We start from the raw sequence: 19,526 nt of genomic DNA, 5'->3' as shown, positions 1-19,526 counted from the left end.
AGGATACGAGGGGTGCGGTGTGAACGCGGGTGGGGAACGGGACGGGTCGTCGGTGCCGGACGACGTGTGGGACCGGTTCCTGCGCGAATCGGTGGAGGGCGTGGCGGACGCGCCCAAGGAACCGTCGGCGCGCGCCCGGATCGTGGCGGACCGGCTGCGTGACGCCCCCTCGGAGGCCGAGGGATGGCGTACGTACACGCCGCCCGGGCCCCGGCGGAAGAAGGGCTGGTACGTGGTCGGACTCCTGGCCGCGGTGGGCCTGTTCGTCGTGGCACTGGACCCGTGGCAGATGATCGGCTCGTCCGAGGGGGAGGGGCGCCAGGCGCCGCTCGCCCAGGAGGCGGAGCGCCCGACCGGCGCGCCGCCGGTGGAGCCGGACCGACGCCCCACGCTCGACGAGCCGTTCAGGGGCTCGCCCGCCGCGCGCTGGGCGGACGGCACGGCCGGGATCACGGTACCGGCCGCCCGGGCGACCGGATGGATGAGCACCGCGCAGGTGGAACAGGCCCTCCGCCGGACCCGCGACTTCCTCACCGCGGCCCATCTCGACCCGGCCGTGCTGGGCGGCTCACACCCCACCAAGGCGATCGCCCTGATCAACCCGCACCAGCGGGACGTCAAGGACTACCTGGCCGCCGCGTTCCGCGCGCCGAGCGAGGACGACGACCCGCTCATGCTCTTCAGCCGGTTCGACACGTCACGCGCGCGCCTGGTCGGCGACGTGGTGAAGACCCGGGGCCGGCTCACCTACCGGGAGGGCGGGCGCGGCGCCCTCCAGGTCACCGCCGACGTCACCTATGTGTACCCGGTCGCACCGGCCGGCGGCGGCGACGAGGTCGTGCGCACGATCGTGCGACGCGAGGTGATCCTGAACTGGGACGACCCCTCGAAGACCATCACCGAACCCGGCACCTTCTCCCTCGTCTCGTACAAGGTCGACATGACCAACGGCGGCTGCGACAACCACACCGGCTCCTTCATGCCGGAGTTCGGCACCGCCCGGGAGGCCGGCCCGACCGACGACACCCCCGTCGACCCGTACGACCGCAGTACGGCGATCGACGAGGCGATGGATGCCTCGGACGGGTGCGGGACCGCGACGCGCTCCTGAAGGGCTGATGCGTTGTCGGGCACGGCCTCCGGACAGGGGTCAGGTGGCCTCGTCCGGGCCCATGGAGGAGGCCGACGCCCTGTTCCCCGCCGCCCCCGAGACCTCCGCGGTCCCGCCGGGGGCCGACGACGCGAAGTACACACTGGTACCGGTGCGGTCCAGGAGCCGGTCCAGTGCCGTGGGCCGGTCCTCCAGGTGCAGCCGCACCCCCGCCTCGGCGGTGCGGCGGCCGATCATCAGCAGGACGCTCAGGCCCATCGAGTCGACCATGCCGACCCCGCCGAAGTGGAGGTGCAGGTCGTTCAGGTGCGGCCGGCCGCTCACCAGGGCGGTCACCTCGCTCAGGAGGAGGTCGACGTTGTCGAAGTCGAGATCGCCATGGAGCTCTATGCGGACTCTGTCCTCGGCGTCGACCGTGGTCAGACGCAGGTGATCGGGGTGTGACGTGGTCATCCAGGGTTCCCGGCAGCAGTGGTGTCGTCGGTGGTGAGCGCTTCCGTCCCGCGCCGGAGGATGCGCGTCGCCCGCGGAAAGTCCTTCAGTTCGCGGACGAGCAGGCCGAGGGCCGGCGGCAGGCACCGCGCTGGAACCCCCCGGGCGACGAGGATCCGCGCGGTCCAGGTGATGAACCGGACGAAGAGTTCCTCGTCGTCGAGGTACAGGGCGGTGGCGAGGAACTCGACGATGTGCGCGAGGTCCTCGGCCGTGCGCTCCCGCTGATGGTCGGTGTAGTCGCGCAGGGCGGGCAACGCCTCTTCCAGCGCGGACAGGACCGCCCGTACCAGCGCGGCCCGGTTACGGGAGACCAGCGTGTACTCCTGGTCGGTCAGGTGCGGCAGATCGTCCATCTGCTGGTGCTCGACCTGCGGGCGGGGCAGCGGCCCCCGCGCGAGGTGGTCGGCCGCCGTACGGGCATCGGGCGCCCAGACGTCCGCGCCGAGGAGGGTGGCGTACCGCCCGTCGGGTCCGAACGCCGCGCCCCCGACCAGGACGGGCACCCCCACGGCCTGGCACGCGGTGATCGCCGCGTGGGCCGCGGGCAGCCTGGTGGCGATCGAGCTGGACAGGGCGACCGCGTCCGCGCGCGTGTGGTGGAGGTGGGTGATGAGGTGCGGGGAGGGAACCTGCGCGCCCAGGAAGTCGACCTGCCAGCCCCGCAGCCTCAGCACCTCGGCCAGCAGCCGGGCCGGCAGGGCGTGCCATTCACCGTCGACACAGGCCACCGCGATCCGTCCCCGGGTGGGGGTGGTGCGGGCCGCGGTGTGCACGGCCAGGGCGGCGACGGCCCTTTCGTTGATGGCGGTCGCCGCATGCTCCTGGGCGACGCTGATCCGGTCGGCCGCCCACTCCTCGCCGACCCGGCCCTGCACCACCGCGATCACGTCCAGCAGCACGGACTCCGGATCGACCCCCTCGTCCAGGGCGTCCAGCACCAGCGCGGTGGCCGTGTACTCGTCGCCGACGGAGACGGCGTCCCACAGGGACTCCGCCAGCCACTCACAGTGCGCGGCGTCCGGCAGGCGGGGCGGTGTGCTCGTGCTCATCCGGTGTACCTACCCCGGCTGCCTCCGTTCACCGCACTCAGATGACGGGCGCGGGGCGCGGCGATCACGACGACGGCCATGTCGTCGTGCCGACGGTCGCCGAGCCAGTGCGCGGCCAGCATCAGGACATGTTCCACGATGCCCTCGGCCGGCATGCCCGCGCACTCGGCCAGGGCGCGCATGAGGCGCTCCTCACCGAACAGGGCATCGCCCAGCGGGCCGCCCCTGGCCTCGGTGATGCCGTCGGTGTACAGGACGCAGGCCTCCCCGGGCGAGAGGGAGACCGCGGCGGTGGCGGCGGAGACGCTGGGCATGGCTCCGACCAGCGTCCCCCGGGTGTCGGCCTCCTCCACGGTGCCGTCGGCGCGGATGATCAGCGGGGCCGGGTGGCCGCCGCTGGTCAGCCTGAGGTCCACCTCGCTGCCCCGGCGGACGGCGGAGGCGAGGACCAGGGTCGCGAACCGGGTGTGATGGGAGTTCAGCAGGGCCTTGTTCAGCAGGTTCAGCATCCGCGTGTGGTCGTCCGCGAGGGGGAGCAGCGCGTGCAGGGTGTTGCGGATCTTGCCCGTCAGCACCGCGGCCTCCAGGCCCTTGCCGCACACGTCCCCCAGCGTGACCAGGGACGGTTCGCCGTCGACGGCCGCGGGGTGCACGTCGTAGAAGTCCCCGCCGACGCGCTCGTGGTCCGCGGAAGGCCGGTATCCGCCGGCGAAGTCCACCCCGGACACCTGGTGCAGCGTCGGCGGCAGCAGGTCCCGCATGAGGATGTCGCTGATGGCGGTCTGCTCCGCGTACAGACGGGCGGCCGACATCGCCGCCCCCGCACGCGCGGCGAACAGGCGGGCGAAGACCTCCTCCTCCTCGGTGAAGGCGGCACTCTTCGCCCGGCGCAGCAGCACCAGGGCGCCGGCCGGGACGCCGTGCCCGGGCAGCGGGGTGATCACGAGGGAACCGACCGGTCCAAGACCCTGGGGCACCATCCACTCGGGTGCCGCCGACGGGTCGATCCAGCGCGAGGGCACGGGCGGGAATCCGCGCAGCGCCTCTCCGAGGCCCGGCACGTCGTCCGGGTCCACCGTCTGCTGCGACAGGACGGGGGAGCCGCCGCGCACGCAGGTCACCACCGGCAGCCGGTGCCCCCGGGCGGGCGCGATGGTCAGCGCGACATCGGCGAGGCTCTCCGCCGCCATCTGCGCGGTCACCTCCATGCAGCGCCCCAGATTGAGCGAGAACAGCAGGGAGCTGGACGCCTTCGCGAGGAAGGCGGTCCGCTCCCGCTCCATGTGCAGCGCCTCCCGGGCGAGTTGGTGATCGGTGTCGTCGACCAGCCACCAGGCCACCGTGCCGTCCTCCCGCACGCTGGGGTGTGCCTCGAACAGGCGTCCGCCGATCGCACCGTGGTGCGGTGTGCCACTCTCACCGGTGGAGTGGTCGGGATCCTGGCAGGCGTCGTGCGCCGCGGAGAGCCAGCCGGGGGCCGCATCCGCGAGGGACGTCCCGGGCTTCGCCCGGGGAAGGAGCACACCGGCGGCATCGTTGCGTCGTATGACGGTGCCCCGGGCGTCAGCGACCAGAACGGGATACGGAGCACGGCCCCAAGGGAAGTCCTGCTCCGCTGCTGTGACGGTGTGTGCTTTGGATGCAGCCAAATGTCGAGGACTCGCTGCGCGAATCCCTCACCTCACCAATGAGACGGAATGTTGCCTTCAAACAACCATCCCTCACCTCGTCGACCGCTGGCAACCTGCCCTCTTCTCGCGCCCCGGATCAGCACAGGTGTGGAGACGGGGTGCCTTCCGGGCGGCGAGGGGCGGCCATCGGCGCGATCCGGAAGGGTCCGAGGGGCGTGTCCGGCGGATCACGCCCGAGCATGGTCACGCGCGCGTGTGACGGGCACCATGGGGCACCTCGGCGGCGCGCCCAGCGAACGCCGAACCGGTCGGCAGCCTTCCGAAGGGACGAGCCTCTCCATGCCCCAGCACTACGGCGACTACCAGCACGAGATCTACTTCGACGGGCTGTTCGGGGTGCTCCCCACCCTGCCGATGACCTTCGCCGAACTGGAGAGGAAGGCGAAGGCGGCGCTCCCGCCCTCGGTGTGGTCGTACGCGGCGGGCGGCGCGGGCGACGAGTACACCCAGGAGGCCAACGTGGCCGCGTTCCGGAACTGGGGCCTGGTGCCCCGCATGATGGTCGGCGCCACCCACCGCGACCCGTCCGTCGACGTGTTCGGACTCACGCTGCCCTCCCCGCTGTTCATGGCTCCCGTCGGAGTCGTCGGGCTCTGCGCCCAGGACGGTCACGGCGACCTGGCGACCGCCCGCGCCGCGGCGCGCACCGGCGTCCCGATGATCGCCTCCACGCTCTCCGAGGACCCGATGGAGGAGGTCGCGGCCGCGTGCGGTGACACCCCTGGCTTCTTCCAGCTCTACACGCCCACCGACCGCGCCCTCGCCGAAAGCCTCGTGCACCGGGCCGAGTCGGCCGGATTCCGGGGCATCGTCGTGACGCTCGACACCTGGATCACCGGCTGGCGCCCCCGCGACCTCGCCACCAGCAACTTTCCCCAGCTGCGCGGCCACGCGCTCGCGAACTACACTTCCGACCCCGTCTTCCGGGCCCGTCTCGCCAAGCCCCCGGAGGAGGACCCGCGCGCGGCGGTCCTGGAGTGGGCGGGTGTCTTCGGCAGGCCGCTGGTCTGGGACGACCTGGCCTGGCTGCGCTCGCTCACCGACCTGCCGATCGTCCTCAAGGGCATCTGCCACCCGGAGGACGTCCGGCGCGCCAGGGACGGCGGCGTCGACGGCGTCTACTGCTCCAACCACGGCGGCCGTCAGGCCAACGGCGGGCTGCCCGCCCTGGACGCCCTCCCGGAGGTGGTCGCCGCGGCCGAGGGGCTGCCCGTCCTCTTCGACTCCGGCGTCCGTACCGGAGCCGACGTCGTCAAGGCCCTCGCCCTCGGCGCCACGGCGGTGGGCGTCGGTCGGCCCTACGCGTACGGGCTCGCCCTCGGCGGCACCGACGGCGTCGTCCACGTCCTCCGCTCGCTCCTCGCCGAGGCCGACCTGATCATGGCCGTCGACGGCTACCCCACGCTCGCCGACCTCCGCGCGGACGGCGCCCTGCGCCGCGTACGGGTCTGACGAACGGGCCTTTTCCCGTGCTCAGTTGAGGGTGTCGGGGTCGGGCCCGGTGCGCAGACCGCGGTCGAGCCCGCCGAGCGCGTCCATCTCCTCGTCGGAGAGCGCGAAGTCGAAGACGTCGATGTTCTCGCGGATGCGCTCGGGGGTGACGGACTTCGGAATCACGATGTTCCCGAGCTGGAGGTGCCAGCGCAGCACCACCTGGGCGGGGGACTTCCCGTGCCGTGCGGCGACCTCCACGACGGCGGGGTCGGCGAGAACGCCTCCCTGGGCGAGCGGGCTCCACGCCTCGGTGGCGATGGAGTGAGCGGCGTGCAGGGCGCGGAGCTCCCGCTGCTGGAGCGCCGGGTGAAGCTCGATCTGGTTGACGGCCGGCACCAGGTCGCTGCTGTTGAGGAGCCGCCGCAGGTGGGCGGGCTGGAAGTTGGAGACGCCTGCGGTACGGACCCGCCCGTCGGCGACCAGCTTCTCGAGGGCGCGCCAGGTGTCGACGTACAGGTCACGGGCCGGGGTGGGCCAGTGGACGAGGTACAGGTCGACGTGGTCGAGGCCGAGCTTGGCGAGGCTGTCGTCGAAGGCCCGCAGGGTGGAGTCGTAGCCCTGGTCGGCGTTCCACAGCTTGGTGGTGACGAAGATCTCGTCGCGGGGGACGTCCGAGGCGGCGAGGGCCCGGCCGACCCCGGCCTCGTTCCCGTAGATCGCGGCGGTGTCGATGGAGCGGTAGCCGGCCCGGAGGGCGTGACCGACGGCGGTGGTGGTCTCCTCGTCGGGCACCTGGAAGACACCGAAGCCGAGCTGCGGGATCGTGACGCCGTTGTTGAGGGTGACGGTGGGGTGGGACATGGGTGGTACTGCCTTCTCTTCGGTACGGGTGGGGAGGAGGGGATCAGTGGTGTACGGGGGTGGGCACCGCAGCGGCGGGGGCCACGGACTCCCGCACGGGGCTCCTGCGCTCCAGCGCGGCGGACCAGACGGCGAGGACGAGAGCGGCGGCGGCGAGGACGGCGCCGACCCAGTTCGGGGAGGTGTAGCCGAAGCCGGCGGAGATCACGATGCCGCCGAGCCAGGCGGCCAGGGCGTTGCCGAGGTTGAAGGCGCCGATGTTGACGGCGGAGGCCAGCGTCGGCGCGCCGTGGGCCTGGTCGAGGACGCGCTTCTGGAGCGGGGGCACGGTGGCGAAGCCCAGCGCGCCGACGAGGAGGATGGTGATCGCGGCGAGGATCCGGTGGTGCGCGGTGACGGTGAACAGCGCGAGGACGAGCGCCAGGCCGCCGAGGGTGGCGTACAGCAGGGGCATCAGCGCGCGGTCGGCGAAGCGGCCGCCGAGCAGGTTGCCCAGGAACATGCCGACGCCGAAGAGCACGAGCAGCCAGGTGACCGCGCCGTCCGAGTAGCCGGCGACCTCGGTCATCATCGGCGCGACGTAGGTGATCGCGGCGAAGACGCCGCCGAAGCCGAGCACGGTCATGGCCATCGCGAGCAGCACCTGCGGGTTGCGGAAGGCCATCAGCTCGCCGCGCAGACGGGCGCCTTCGGGGCGGGGTGTGGCGGGGACGAGCTTGGCGATGCCGAGCAGGCCGATCACGCCGAGCGCGGCGACGACAGCGAAGGTGGTGCGCCAGCCCACGGCCTGCCCGATGAACGTACCGAGCGGCACGCCGACGATGTTGGCGACCGTCAGGCCGGTGAACATGGTGGCGATGGCGCCGGCCTTCTTCTCCGGCGCGACCAGTTCGGCGGCCACGACCGAGCCGATGCCGAAGAACGACCCGTGGGCGAGTGAGGCGACGACGCGGCCGGTCAGCATCAGCCCGAAGCTCGGGGCGAGCGCGGACAGCAGGTTGCCGAGCACGAACAGTCCCATGAGCAGCATCAGCATCCGCTTGCGGCTGACCTTGGTCCCGAGGACGGTCAGCAGCGGCGCGCCGACGACGACACCGAGGGCATAGCCGGTGACCAGGAGGCCTGCGGCGGGGATGGAGACACTGTAATCGGCGGCGATCTCGGGCAGCAGTCCCATGATCACGAACTCGGTCGTGCCGATACCGAAGGCCCCGACTGCGAGAGCCAGCAGCGCGAGCGGCATGGTGCGCCCCTCTCCTTCATTGCTTGAGCGATCTCTTTACCTGCATCGACAATAGTTGCATGCGCGCCATATATGCAAACGCAGGTAATGGGTGTGATCTGGATTGTGGTGCGGCGGGGGACGCGGGTGCTGACGCGTGGGCCGCCCGTGCGCGGAAGTGACGCCCTTTCGGCTCTACAGCTGCGCCGCGGGTTCCCGGATGTACCAGCTCAAGTGGCAAGCCGGTGGGCGGCGGCTGACGGTGGGCCATGTTGCCGCGCATGAAGAGCTGGCAGTGGGTCGGCCGGCGCGGCATACGGAAGGAAGTCAGCGATGCGCTCTGCCCGCATTCTTTTCGCCGCCACCGCCACGGCCGCCGCACTGGCCGTCACCACACCCGGTGCCCACGCTCTCACCACCGGTGACTGGGGCAAGGACGACTCCGCCCACAGCCAGAAGCGTGACCACGACAAGCCCCACGGTGGCGTGCACACCGGCGGCGGTGCCCTCTCCCTGGTCGGTGCGGACGACTGGTCCAAGGACCACGGCAAGGACGAGCACGGCACGAAGGACCACGGCAAGGACGAGCACGGCAAGAAGGACCACGGCAAGGACGAGCACGGCAAGAAGGAGTACGGCAAGCCCCACGGTGGCGTGCACACCGGCGGCGGTGCCCTCTCCCTGGTCGGTGCGGACGACTGGTCCAAGGACCACGGCAAGGACGAGCACGGCACGAAGGACCACGGCAAGGACGAGCACGGCAAGAAGGAGTACGGCAAGCCCCACGGTGGCGTGCACACCGGCGGCGGCGCCCTCACGGCGGTGAACGCCGACGACTGGTCCAAGGCCGGGTCGGACACGAAGGACCACGGCAAGGACTGGGGCAAGGACCACGAGAAGCCCAAGGGCGGCATGCACACCGGCGGGGGCGGCCTCGCTAACAGCGGCACGAACGTGACCGGTGGCGTGCTGCTGGCCGGCGCCCTGGCCGCCTTCGTCCTCCACCGCCGCAAGAAGGCCGCGGGCGCGAACGCGTGACGCATGCCCGGACCCGCGAGCCGTCCGTGCGGACGGCGGCTCGCGGGTCCGGGCCGCGCACGTCCCGTCCGGTCGCCGAACCGGCCCGTCACGTCGAAAGGTGCCTGTGGTGAAGACCCGGCCAGACCCCGCCGGCGGGGGAGTACGCCGGCGCACCGCGCGGTGGCTCGTGCCCACCGTGTTCTGGACGCTGGTGCTGGTGGTGCTCCTGGCCGTCTTCGGCCCGGGGGCGTTCACGGAGGACGCGACCGCACCGCCCCGTCCCGCGGCCTCCTCCCCGGCCGGGAACATCCCGGCCGCCGCGCCGGAGCGCGCCTCGCGCCCGCCCGCGCCGAGCGCCGCCGCGCCGGTCGGCCCCGGCATGGAGAGATCGGCCCCCGTACGCCTGAGCATTCCCAAGATCGGTGTGGACGCTCCGTTCACCGACCTGCGGATCGGCTCCTCCGGCGCCCTGGACCCGCCCCCGGCCGATGACACGAACCTGGTCGGCTGGCACGCCGCGGGAACCTCCCCCGGTGAGCGGGGCACTTCCATCATCGCGGGCCATGTCGACACGGCCGTCGCCCCGGCTGTCTTCGCCAGACTCGCGGAGCTCACGGCGGGGGACCGCTTCGACGTCCGGCGCCAGGACGGCACCACGGCCACCTTCGTGGTCGACGACACGAAGAGCTTCAGCAAGGCCGACTTTCCCGACGACCGCGTCTACGAGGACACCCCGCGCGCCGAGGTACGCCTGATCACCTGCTCCGGTGACTACGACCGGGAGGCCAGGGACTACACCGAGAACCTCGTCGTCTTCGCCCACCTCGCCGCCACCAGCTGATGTCCCCGGGTGGCGTGGCCACAGGGTGAGGCCCGCGCCCTCCGGGGCGCGGGCCTCGACTCCGTGCGGTACCTCGGCCCGTCGGGCCTCGGTGGGGGGTCAGTTGTGGATGGTGAACGCGGTGTCGTCGAGCAGGAAGTAGGTCGGGACGGCCGTGTCCTCCATGCTCGTGAACTTCAGGGTGACGTACTTGCCGGCGACCGGGGCGAGGTCGATCGTCTTCTGCACGTATCCGGTGGACGCGTTCAGGTTGGAGTACGTGGCCAGGGTGGTGCCGTCGGCCGTGACGGTCAGCTTGTCGTACGGGACGGTCTTGGTTCCCTCGTTGGTCACGACACGCAGCCAGAAGGACGCGGTGGCCTTGCAGCCGTAGGGGACGTACACCGTCTGGGAGAGGGTGTCGTGGGGGTAGGAGCTTCCGTGGCCGCCCAGCAGCGCCTTCCAGGTGCCGGTGCGCGCCGGCAGCCAGGCGTTGTCGTTGGTGATCATGTACGGGGAGTTGCTGGTGCTCCAGACGGTCTTGCCGGACTCGAAGCCGGGGTTGCCGAGGAGCTGCGTCGTGGTGCAGGCGCCCAGGGCGTAGGTGAGCCAGGAGAACGTCACGATGTCGAGGGCTCCCGTGGAGTCCTTGACGGTGAGGGTGACGGTGTGGTCACCGACGGTGGTGGGCGTGCCGGTGATCTTGCCGGTGGAGGCGTTGAGGGTCAGACCGGCGGGCAGCCCGGTGGCCGTGTAGGTCAGCGAAGCCCCGGTGTTCCCGGTGACGGCCTGGACCTGCAGGGACACCGCCGTGCCGGTCTGGGTGACCTGGTTGCCGGGGTTGGTCAGGGTGACGCCCTGGACCATGCGCGGGCCGACGTTGACCGCGGCCCAGGCGTTGCCCACGTTGTTGTAGACGACGCTGTTCGCCCCGTACAGGTCGGCGGCGGCCTGAAGGGTGGCGGTACGGGCGCCGGCGTAGTCGGTCGTCGTGGTCATGTACGTGGTGAGCGCGCGGTACCAGACCTTCGCGGCGGTGTCGCGGCCGATCGGGTTGACCGGCTTGTTGTCGTAGGTCGGGGAGTTGTAGTTGACGCCGTTGACGAGCTTGGCGCCGCTGCCCTCGGAGGCCAGGTAGAACCAGTGGTTGGCGGGCCCCGATGAGTGGTGGACGTCGAGGTAGCCGAGGTTGGAGTGCCAGTAGTCCGCGGAGTCGCCGTCCCTGGAGGGCTTGTCCATGTAGCGCAGCGGGGTGCCGTCGCCGTTGATGTTGATCTTCTCGCCCTCGAGGTAGTCCCCGGGGTCGGCGGAGTTGTTCGCCCAGAACTCCACGGCGGCGCCCATGATGTCGGAGGTGGCCTCGTTCAGGCCGCCCGACTCGCCGCTGTACTTGAGGCCCGCGGTGTGGGAGGTCACGCCGTGCGTCATCTCGTGCGCCACGACGTCGATGGAGGTGAGCGGGTTGGCGTTGAACTCGCCGTCGCCGTAGGTCATGCAGAAGCAGTAGTCCCACCAGAACGCGTTGACGTAGGCGTTGCCGTAGTGGACGTGGCTGGTGGCGGCCACGCCGTCGTTCTTGATCCCGGTGCGCGCGTGGACGTTCTTGTAGTAGTCCCAGGTCAGCTGGGCGCCGTAGTGGGCGTCGACGGCCGCGGTCTGGTTGTGGGACGGGTTCCCGGTGCCCCAGGTGTCGTCGCTGTCGGTGAACAGGGTGCCGGGGTAGGTGTTGTCGTCGTCCGAGTGACCCATGTCGTAGGTCTTGTTCCCGCCACGGGTGGGGTCCGTCAGGCTGTGGCTGCCTGCGGATCCGGTGGTGCCGAGGGAGACCTGGCCCGCGTACTGACTGTTGCCGATGCCGTGCTTGACGCCCTGGTACTCGAAGAGCTCGGCGCCGGTGGCGGCGTCGGTGACGACGTGCAGCTCGGACGGGGTGCCGTCGTGCTGCAAGCCGCCGATCACGGACTCCCAGGCCAGCACCGGGCTGCCGGAGGCGGCCCAGACCACCTTGCGGACCAGGTCGGCCTTCGGGGCCTTCGCCCCCTCGGCCTTGGCCCGGCCGAGTGCGAAGGACTTCGCCGAGTCGGCCGTCCTCGCCGCGACGGTGGTGGCGACGGTGAGGGTGGCATCGGTCGCCTTGTCCGCACTCTTGACCGCGCCGTTCGCGCCCGTGTGTACCACCAGGTCACCACCCAGGACCGGCAGCCCGGCGAAGGTGCGCTCGTAGCGGGTGTGCACCGTTCCGTCGGCGTCCTTCAGGACCGACCTCGGCAGCAGCGCCTCCTTCCCGCCCAGGCCCAGGGCCTTCGCGGTGGTGGCGCGCGCGGCCTGGGCGTCTGCCAGTAGCGCCGCCCGCTCGGCCGGGCTCAGCCGGACCTGCAGCGCGCCGGCGCGGGGTGCCGCCTCGGCGGCGGCCGCCGGAGCCGGGGCGGAGGCGCCGCCGACGGTGGCGGTGGCGGTCGTGGCGGGCAAGGCGACCGCGACCATCGCGGCGCCGGCTATCAGCGCGGTCGCGGCGATGGTCCTGCGGGGGGGACGTCTCAACGGAACTCCTTGGGCGACGGCCGGTGACCCGGCCGATGGGGGGACCGGGCGGAGGGGAGCCGCCCGGGGCAGAGCCGATCAAGGACGAACACAGCGAACATCCGGACACCGCATGCGCGTTGTGGACGCGTATGCTGCACCGAACTGCGCGGAAGCCTGCCATGGTTACGTGAACATGTCATTCCCCCTGCGTGAACTGGCGGAAACCGCACGCTCAGCGAGGTCGCGTGTTCGTTTATCGGATACCCCCCTCAGGGGGTGCGGCGTGCGTTTTCTCGGGCGCGGGACGCGAGGGGCGTGTGGGGGGATGCCCACGCTCATGGCTTGAACGCGTCGAAGCCGCGGTCACCCGTGGGTGGTTGGCGGGACGCTCGACAACCCCGGTCCCTCGGTGCGGGCGAGCGAGGGCAGAGCGGCACGCCAGCCGCCGTACGAGGTGATCTCCTCGGCGCCGTCGAGGGCCTCGGATTCGCAGAGGAAGCCGGTCACGAACGCGCCGTCCGCGAGTTCCACGCTGCCGAGCGCCATCGGTCGGGGGAGCGCCGCGACCAGTGCGCCGAGGCCCTCGGCGGGCAACTGCCACACCTCGGCCTCGATCGCGGCACCACCCGTACGGGCCCGGACCAGACCCGGCTTGGGAGGAACGGTGTCCAGCGCGTACAGCCGGTAGGCGGGCGCCGTGGCCGTCGTACGGATCAGGCGGCCGCCCAGGGAGAGGAGCTGCCCGTTCAGCGGCTGCCCGGACAGGTGTGCGCCGACCACCGCGAGGCGGAGCGGTGGGGCCGTGAGCAGGCCGGCGACGCGAGCGAGGCGTTCGTCGGTGAACGCAGGCCCGATCAGCATGACGCCGAACGGCCTCCCCTCCACTTCGCCCGCCGGGACGGCGACCGCCGCCAGGTCGAACAGGTTGGTGGAGTTGGTGAACCGGCCGAGCCGGGCGTTCGCGCCCAGGGGATCCGCCTCGACCTCGGCGAGCGTCGGGTGCCCCGGTGTCGTCGGCAGGAGCAGCGCGTCCGCGTCGCCCAGCGACGCCAGGGCCCTGCCGCGGAGGACCGACAGCTTCTCCAGGTCCGCGTGGAGCCGGTGGGCCGGGATGTCCCGGGCCCGGGAGATGATCCCGGCCACCGTGGGGTCGAGGTCCGCCGCGCCCGCGTGCGCGTCGACGAAGGCGCCGACGGCCGCGTACCGCTCGGCGACGAACGCCCCCTCGTACAGCATGGCGGCCGCCTCCGTGAACGGTGCCAGGTCGACCGTCAGCAGTTCGGCGCCCGCGTCCTCCAGCCGCGCCGCTGCCGACGCGAACGCCTCGGCCCAGCCCTCGTCCAGCTCACCGAGCTGCCCGAGGCGCGGGACCGCGATCCGCCACGGGCCCGGGCGCCGCTGCTCCAGGGCGGGGAGACCGCGCCCCGGCGGCGCCGCCATGAAGGCCAGGACCCGCTCCGCCTCCGGGAGCGTCCGGGCGAAGACGGTCACGCAGTCGAGCGACGCGCAGGCCGGGACGACACCCTCGGCCGGGACCAGGCCGCGGGTCGGCTTGAGGCCGACGACGCCGTTGAAGGCCGCCGGGACGCGGCCCGAGCCCGCGGTGTCGGTGCCGAGCGCGAAGTCCGCGACGCCGAGGGCCACCGCCACCGCCGAGCCGGACGAGGAGCCGCCCGAGACGTACGACGGGTCGACGGCGTTGCGGACCGCTCCGTACGGGCTCCGGGTGCCGACCAGACCGGTCGCGAACTGGTCGAGGTTCGTGGTGCCGAGGACCACGGCGCCCGCCGCCCGCAGCCGCGCCACCGCCGGGGCGTCGGCCTCCGGCTCGTACGCGTACGAGGGGCAGCCGGCGGTGGTCGGCAGCCCGGCCACGTCGATGTTGCCCTTGACGGCGAACACCGTCCCCGCGAGCGGCAGCCGCTCGCCGGCGGCGGACCGCGCGTCGATCGCGGCGGCGTCGACCTCCGCCTCCTCCCGCGGGCGGAGGGCGATCCACACCTCGGGCCGGTCCACCTGGGCGATCCGGGCGTACGCGGCCCGTACCCGCTCCGACGCGGTGATCACACCGCCACCTCCATGGTCGCGACGGGGGCGAGGACGACGAGCGCGGTGCCCGCCTCCACCTGGCTGCCCGGCTTGATCAGGACCTCCGCGACGATGCCGTCGGCGGGGGCCGGGACCGGGGCCTCCATCTTCATCGCCTCCAGGGCGAGCAGCTGCTGACCCGCCGACACCCGGTCGCCGGCCTCGACGTTCACCTGCCAGACGCAGGCGGTGAACTCGGCCTCGACCAGACGCCCGCCCTCGGGCACCTCGATGTCGGCGGTCGGCGGGGCGACCTCCGAGGCCGCCTCGGCGCGGGCGAACTCGCCGGCGGCCTCCCAGGCGGCGCGCTCGGCGCCGAACGCCGCGCCCTGCCGGTCCCGGAAGGCGGCGATCGACCCGGCGTTCTCGTCGAGGAAGGCCTGGTACGCGGCGAGGGAGAAGGTGCCCTCCTCGGTCCTCGGTACGAAGCGCCCGGAGGTGATGTCGGCACGCAGCTCCAGGAGTTCGCCGGCGTCGACCGGGTACCACCTGATCCGGTCGAAGAAGCGCATCAGCCACGGCTTCCCCGGCTCGAAGGCGCCGCGCTGCTGCCAGCCCGACCACACCTGCGTGGTGCGGCCGACGAACTGGTACCCGCCGGGTCCCTCCATGCCGTAGACGCACAGGTACGCGCCGCCGATGCCGACCGAGTTCTCCGCGGTCCACGTACGGGCCGGGTTGTACTTGGTGGTGACGAGGCGGTGCCGCGGGTCCAGGGGCGTCGCGACGGGCGCCCCCAGGTAGACGTCGCCCAGACCGAGGACGAGGTACTCGGCGTCGAAGACCGTCCGGTACACGTCGTCGCCCGTCTCCAGGCCGTTGACGCGCCGGATGAACTCGATGTTCGAGGGGCACCACGGGGCGTCGTCGCGGACGCCGGCGACATAGCGGGCGATGGCCTCACGGGTCGCCGGGTCGTCCCAGGACAACGGCAGGTGGACGATCCGGCTGGGCACCACCAGCTCGTCCGTGGCGGGCAGCCGCTCCTCCACGCCCAGTACGACGTCGAGGAGTTCGCGCTGCGGCAGCACGTCGGGATCCGTCCGGACCTGGAGCGAGCGGATGCCGGGGGTGAGGTCGACGACGCCGGGAAGCCCCCGCTCGGCCAGCGCCTCCGCCAGCGCGTGGACACGCATGCGCAGCGCCAGGTCGAGCTGCATCGGGCCGTACTCGATGAGCAGGTTGTCGTCGCCGCTGCGCCGGTAGGTGACCGACGGACGGGCCGCCGTCTCCGCCAGACGGGCGAGGATCCCGCCGTCGACGATGGCCCCACGGTCGGCGCGCGGTTCGGCGGCGGGCTCCTTCCGCAGCCGCGCGGCCATGTCCGTCGTCACGGGCACGAACCGGACGATGTCGCCGGGACGGAGCTGGCCGAGCTTCCAGCGCTGCCCGGTGACGACCGTCGCCGGACAGACGAAGCCGCCGAGGGAGGGGCCGTCGGGGCCGAGGAGGACGGGCATGTCCCCGGTGTAGTCGACGGCGCCGACCGAGTACGGCGTGTCGTGGATGTTGGAGGGGTGCAGCCCCGCCTCGCCGCCGTCCGTACGCGCCCAGCGCGGCTTGGGACCGACCAGGCGGACACCGGTGCGCGCCGAGTTGAAGTGCACCTTCCAGTCCGCCGCGTAGAAGTCGCGGACGTCGTCCTCGGTGAAGAACTCGGGCGCGGCGTGCGGGCCCTCGACCGCCCCGACGCGCCAGACGGCGCCGAACACGGGACGCTCGTCGAGCGGGACCACGGAGGTCTCGTGGCGGGCCTCGCCGCCGTGCAGGACGTCGCCCGCGCGCAGGGCGCGGCCGCCGTGCCCGCCGAACCGGCCCAGGGTGAAGGTGGCCGCGCTGCCCAGGAACTCCGGTACGTCGAGTCCGCCCGCGAACAGCACGTACGTGCGCAGGCCCCGCTCGTCGGGTGCCCCGACGGCGAGGGTCCCACCGGCCTCGACGGTGACCGGCTCCCACTGCGGCACGGGGCTGCCGTCGACCGTCACCCGGGCGGGGGCGCCGGTGACGCAGACGGTGGTCGCGTGGGTGAACCTCAGGGAGGGCCCCTGGAGGGTGCATTCGAGCCCCGGGGCGCCCTCGTCGTTGCCGAGCGCGGTGTTGCCGAGCCGGAAGGACAGGTCGTCCATCGGCCCGCCCGGGGGCACGCCGACCTGCCAGTAGCCGGTGCGCCCGGGCCAGTCCTGCACGGTCGTCAAGGTGCCGGGGGCGACGACCTCGATGCGCGGTGTCGGGTCGGTGAGGCCGCCGAGCGAGGCGGTGGAGTGGGCGGCGGCACGGACGTCGGCGTCCCGGAGCGCGGCGCGGACCAGGCCGAGGTTGGTCTCGATGCCGTCGACGCGGGTCGCCGCGAGCGCCGCGTCGAGCCGGTCGAGTGCCTCGGCGCGGTCGGCGCCGTGGGCGATGACCTTGGCGAGCATCGGGTCGTACGCGGTGGTGACCTCCGTACCCGTCTCGACCCAGGCGTCCACGCGGACGCCCTCGGGGAAGGCGACGCGGGTCAGCAGGCCCGCGCTCGGTCGGTGGTCGCGGGACGGGTCCTCCGCGTAGAGGCGGGCTTCGACGGCGTGGCCGGTGGGCGCCGGCGGCCGGGTGACGACCCCGGTGTCGCCCTGCGCGAGCCGCAGCATCCAGGCGACGAGGTCGACGCCGTAGATCGCCTCGGTGACCGGGTGTTCGACCTGGAGGCGGGTGTTGACCTCCAGGAAGTACGCCTCCTCGCGGGCGGCGTCGTACACGAACTCCACCGTTCCCGCGGACCGGTAGTCCACCGAGGCGCACAGTTCCCGTGCGGCCGAGGCGAGGCCGCGCCGGACGTGTTCCGGGAGGCCGGGGGCCGGGGCCTCCTCCAGGACCTTCTGGTTGCGGCGCTGGAGCGAGCAGTCGCGGTCGCCGAAGGTGACGACCTTGCCCCGTCCGTCGCCGAAGACCTGCACCTCGACGTGGCGTGCCCGCTCCACCAGCCGCTCCAGGAAGACACCGGCGGAGGAGAAGGAGGCGGCGGCCACGCGCTGCACGCGGTCCCAGGCGTCGGTGAGCTCGGCCGCGTCGCGGCAGGCCCGCATGCCGATGCCGCCACCGCCGCCGGTCGCCTTGAGCATCACCGGGTACCCGATGCCCTCGGCCGCCGCGAGGGCCGCGTCGACGTCCGGGAGGAGCCCGGTGCCGGGGGCGAGCGGCACGCCCGCCGCCTCGGCGGCGGCGCGCGCGGTGTGCTTGGCCCCGAACAGCTCCAGCTGTTCGGGGGTGGGGCCGACGAACACGATGCCGGCGTCGGCGCAGCGGCGGGCGAAGCCCGCGTCCTCGGACAGGAATCCGTACCCGGGGTGGATGGCGCCCGCCCCCGTGTCCCGGGCCGCCTGGAGGACCAGGCCGGCGTCGAGGTACGACTCCTTGGCGGGGGCCGGCCCGAGCCGGACGGCCTCGTCGGCCAGCCGGACGTGCTCGGCGCCGCGGTCGGGGTCGGAGTACACCGCGACGGTCCGCAGGCCGAGCTGCCGGGCGGTGCGGATGATCCGGGCCGCGATCTCGCCGCGGTTGGCGACGAGCAGGGTGTCGAACGTCATCGGGTTCCGTCCTCGTCGCCGTGGTCGCCCATGTCGTGTGCGTCGCCGTCGTGGCTCGCGTCCGGCTCGGTGATCGTCATCCGTACGGCCGTCGGGTCGAAGCCGTTGCAGGGGTTGTTGATCTGCGGGCAGTTGGACAGCAGCGCGAGCACGTCCGTCTCGGCGCGGAGCACGACCCTGAGGCCCGGGGCCGAGATGCCGTCGACGATGCCCAGCGTGCCGTCCTTCTCGACCGGCACGTTCATGAACCAGTTGATGTTGGACACGAGGTCGCGCTTGCCGAGTCCGTGCCGGGCGCCCTCGGCGAGGAAGTTCTCCACGCAGGCGTGCTGCGACCAGGTGTGGTGGCCGTAGCGAAGGGTGTTGGACTCCTTGGAGCAGGCGCCGCCGAGGGTGTCGTGCCGTCCGCAGGTGTCCTCGACGACGGTCATCAGCGGCGTGTGCTCGTCGGACATCAGCACCGAACCGGTGGACAGGAAGACACCGCCCCGCGCCTGGATCGTGTCGGGGGCGCTGTAGCGCACGGACGTGTCGTGGGCGTCGTAGAGGAGGAAGTCCGCGGCCTGGTTGCCGTGCAGATCCGTGACGGTCAGCAGCTGCCCCTTGCGGACGACCGCGGACCAGGCGGCACGGGCGGGGACGGTGTCGTCGGAGACGACACGGCCGGGACGGACGGGAGCGGTGTCGTCGGAACCGGCGCGGCCCGGCGGGCGGGTGGCGGTCATGCGATCCCCCTGGCGGTGAGGTGGTCGGCGGTGTTGAGGAAGGCGCGGCGGCCCTCGGGGGTGGCGTCCCACAGGGGGTCGCCCGGGGCGGTCGGCCGGGCCCGGTACGCGAGGACTTCGAGCCGTCCGCAGGTGTACGCGGGGCGCGGGTCCAGCGGGTGGGGGACGTTGGCGAGGAGGACGGTGACGTCCTGCTCGGCGCGGAGCGTCACGCTCGCGCCGGGTCCGGCGGAGCCGGTGAACTCGGCCGTGCCGTCCTCCGCGATACGTACGCCCTGGAAGAAGGAGACGGACGGGGGGAGGTCGCGGGGGGCGAGGCCGTTCTTGAGGGCGGCGAGCTTGAACAGCTCGCGCCCGGCCGGCGAGGCGGACTGCGGCGTCCCGTCGCCGTACCGCGCGGTGTTGCGCCCCAGCGTGGACGTGCCGGTGAGGGCGTCGTGCCGGCCGGAGGTGTCCTGGACGACGGAGGCGAGCACCCGGCCCTGGTCGGAGAGGAGGAGGTGACCCTCGCCGAGGTACGCGTTCCAGAGCACCTTGACGGTGTCGGCCACGTTCAGCCGCTCCCAGGGGCGGTCGGCGCAGTGGAGGAGGAGGTGCGCGCAGGCGTCGCCGGTGAGGTCGGTCAGCCGCAGTTCCGTGCCACGGGCGAGGACTTTGTGGGTGTAGTTGCCGCCCGCCACCGTCTCGGCCCAGACGACGTCCGCGGCGGCGACGCCCTCGGGCGGCGCGGGCCAGCTGCGCGCGGGCAGCACGGGCATGGCGTCGACCGTCGTGCCCTCCTGGGCGCGGGCGTGGTCCCGCGCGCTGTACGTCGTCGCTGTGGCGGTGACTGACGGTGTCGCCATGGACCAACCTCCGGTCGAGACATGATTTCTGTCGCTTGACAGAAATTAGGGAGGGGGCGCTTCGCCGCCGTTGCCCGGG

At 72.7% G+C, this 19,526-nt stretch carries 14 protein-coding genes; 4 read left to right on the top strand and 10 right to left on the bottom strand.

The annotated features are described in order from the left end of the window. Positions 1-19: 19 nt before the first annotated feature. Positions 20-1,111 (top strand): hypothetical protein, encoded by a 1,092-nt coding sequence (locus tag AMK29_RS21680; RefSeq protein ID WP_073815402.1) that lies wholly within the window; start codon positions 20-22, stop codon positions 1,109-1,111. A gap of 39 nt (positions 1,112-1,150) precedes the next feature. Here AMK29_RS21680 and AMK29_RS21675 read toward each other — a convergent pair whose 3' ends face one another. From AMK29_RS21675 to AMK29_RS21665, 3 genes are read right to left on the bottom strand one after another with little or no spacing between them, the layout of a single operon-like run. Continuing rightward, the gene (locus tag AMK29_RS21675; RefSeq protein WP_073815401.1) at positions 1,151-1,564 is read right to left on the bottom strand and encodes an STAS domain-containing protein; all 414 of its coding nucleotides are present in this window, start codon (positions 1,562-1,564) and stop codon (positions 1,151-1,153) included. Beyond that, positions 1,561-2,655: a cobalamin B12-binding domain-containing protein gene (locus AMK29_RS21670; protein ID WP_073815399.1), complete on the bottom strand. Its 1,095-nt coding sequence runs from the start codon at positions 2,653-2,655 to the stop codon at positions 1,561-1,563. The genes AMK29_RS21675 and AMK29_RS21670 overlap by 4 nt, the downstream gene beginning before the upstream one ends. After that, positions 2,652-4,202 (bottom strand): PP2C family protein-serine/threonine phosphatase, encoded by a 1,551-nt coding sequence (locus AMK29_RS21665; protein ID WP_073815857.1) that lies wholly within the window; start codon positions 4,200-4,202, stop codon positions 2,652-2,654. Before AMK29_RS21665 ends, AMK29_RS21670 begins: the two co-directional genes overlap by 4 nt. A gap of 423 nt (positions 4,203-4,625) precedes the next feature. Here AMK29_RS21665 and AMK29_RS21660 point away from each other — a divergent pair, with 423 nt between their 5' ends. Continuing rightward, positions 4,626-5,798 (top strand): alpha-hydroxy-acid oxidizing protein, encoded by a 1,173-nt coding sequence (locus AMK29_RS21660; RefSeq protein WP_073815397.1) that lies wholly within the window; start codon positions 4,626-4,628, stop codon positions 5,796-5,798. A 21-nt stretch (positions 5,799-5,819) separates the two neighbouring features. On the opposite strand, the gene AMK29_RS21655 is transcribed toward AMK29_RS21660, so the two are convergent. Continuing rightward, complete coding sequence (locus AMK29_RS21655; RefSeq protein ID WP_073815395.1) at positions 5,820-6,641, bottom strand: aldo/keto reductase; 822 nt, start codon at positions 6,639-6,641, stop codon at positions 5,820-5,822. A gap of 43 nt (positions 6,642-6,684) precedes the next feature. After that, complete coding sequence (locus AMK29_RS21650) at positions 6,685-7,884, bottom strand: MFS transporter (protein WP_073815393.1); 1,200 nt, start codon at positions 7,882-7,884, stop codon at positions 6,685-6,687. Positions 7,885-8,196: 312 nt separating this feature from the next. On the opposite strand from AMK29_RS21650, the gene AMK29_RS21645 reads away from it, so the two are divergent. Together AMK29_RS21645 and AMK29_RS21640 are read left to right on the top strand one after the other, a co-directional pair. Next, the gene (locus tag AMK29_RS21645; RefSeq protein WP_073815391.1) at positions 8,197-8,901 is read left to right on the top strand and encodes a hypothetical protein; all 705 of its coding nucleotides are present in this window, start codon (positions 8,197-8,199) and stop codon (positions 8,899-8,901) included. A gap of 109 nt (positions 8,902-9,010) precedes the next feature. Next, entirely contained in the window at positions 9,011-9,724 is a 714-nt protein-coding gene (locus AMK29_RS21640; RefSeq protein ID WP_382616060.1) for a class F sortase, read from the top strand. 99 nt (positions 9,725-9,823) lie between these two features. On the opposite strand, the gene AMK29_RS21635 is transcribed toward AMK29_RS21640, so the two are convergent. The 5 genes from AMK29_RS21635 to AMK29_RS21615 all read right to left on the bottom strand — a co-directional run bounded on the left by AMK29_RS21635 (position 9,824) and on the right by AMK29_RS21615 (position 19,447). After that, positions 9,824-12,244 carry a M4 family metallopeptidase gene (locus tag AMK29_RS21635; RefSeq protein WP_241845616.1) on the bottom strand — a complete coding sequence of 807 codons (2,421 nt, stop codon included), beginning with the start codon at positions 12,242-12,244 and terminating at the stop codon, positions 9,824-9,826. A 345-nt stretch (positions 12,245-12,589) separates the two neighbouring features. Continuing rightward, positions 12,590-14,293 carry an allophanate hydrolase gene (gene atzF, locus AMK29_RS21630; RefSeq protein ID WP_241845614.1) on the bottom strand — a complete coding sequence of 568 codons (1,704 nt, stop codon included), beginning with the start codon at positions 14,291-14,293 and terminating at the stop codon, positions 12,590-12,592. Continuing rightward, positions 14,290-17,877, bottom strand: a complete 3,588-nt coding sequence (gene uca / locus AMK29_RS21625; protein ID WP_073815387.1) for an urea carboxylase — start codon at positions 17,875-17,877, stop codon at positions 14,290-14,292. The genes atzF and uca overlap by 4 nt, the downstream gene beginning before the upstream one ends. After that, entirely contained in the window at positions 17,874-18,602 is a 729-nt protein-coding gene (locus AMK29_RS21620; RefSeq protein WP_079197028.1) for an urea amidolyase associated protein UAAP2, read from the bottom strand. The genes uca and AMK29_RS21620 overlap by 4 nt, the downstream gene beginning before the upstream one ends. Then, positions 18,599-19,447 carry an urea amidolyase associated protein UAAP1 gene (locus AMK29_RS21615; protein ID WP_073815385.1) on the bottom strand — a complete coding sequence of 283 codons (849 nt, stop codon included), beginning with the start codon at positions 19,445-19,447 and terminating at the stop codon, positions 18,599-18,601. The genes AMK29_RS21620 and AMK29_RS21615 overlap by 4 nt, the downstream gene beginning before the upstream one ends. Between the last annotated feature and the right edge of the window lie 79 nt (positions 19,448-19,526).

Source organism: Streptomyces sp. CB02261 (genome assembly GCF_001905665.1).
In the GTDB taxonomy this organism is placed as follows: Bacteria; Actinomycetota; Actinomycetes; order Streptomycetales; family Streptomycetaceae; genus Streptomyces.
This window is presented reverse-complemented; position numbering and strand designations above follow the sequence as displayed.

Coding starts and splice junctions, on each gene's coding strand:
- AMK29_RS21675 (WP_073815401.1), bottom strand. CDS start 1,564: ATGACCACGTCACACCCCGATCACCTGCGTCTGACCACGGTCGACGCC.
- AMK29_RS21670 (WP_073815399.1), bottom strand. CDS start 2,655: ATGAGCACGAGCACACCGCCCCGCCTGCCGGACGCCGCGCACTGTGAG.
- AMK29_RS21660 (WP_073815397.1), top strand. CDS start 4,626: ATGCCCCAGCACTACGGCGACTACCAGCACGAGATCTACTTCGACGGG.
- AMK29_RS21655 (WP_073815395.1), bottom strand. CDS start 6,641: ATGTCCCACCCCACCGTCACCCTCAACAACGGCGTCACGATCCCGCAG.
- AMK29_RS21650 (WP_073815393.1), bottom strand. CDS start 7,884: ATGCCGCTCGCGCTGCTGGCTCTCGCAGTCGGGGCCTTCGGTATCGGC.
- AMK29_RS21645 (WP_073815391.1), top strand. CDS start 8,197: ATGCGCTCTGCCCGCATTCTTTTCGCCGCCACCGCCACGGCCGCCGCA.
- uca (WP_073815387.1), bottom strand. CDS start 17,877: ATGACGTTCGACACCCTGCTCGTCGCCAACCGCGGCGAGATCGCGGCC.
- AMK29_RS21620 (WP_079197028.1), bottom strand. CDS start 18,602: ATGACCGCCACCCGCCCGCCGGGCCGCGCCGGTTCCGACGACACCGCT.
- AMK29_RS21615 (WP_073815385.1), bottom strand. CDS start 19,447: ATGGCGACACCGTCAGTCACCGCCACAGCGACGACGTACAGCGCGCGG.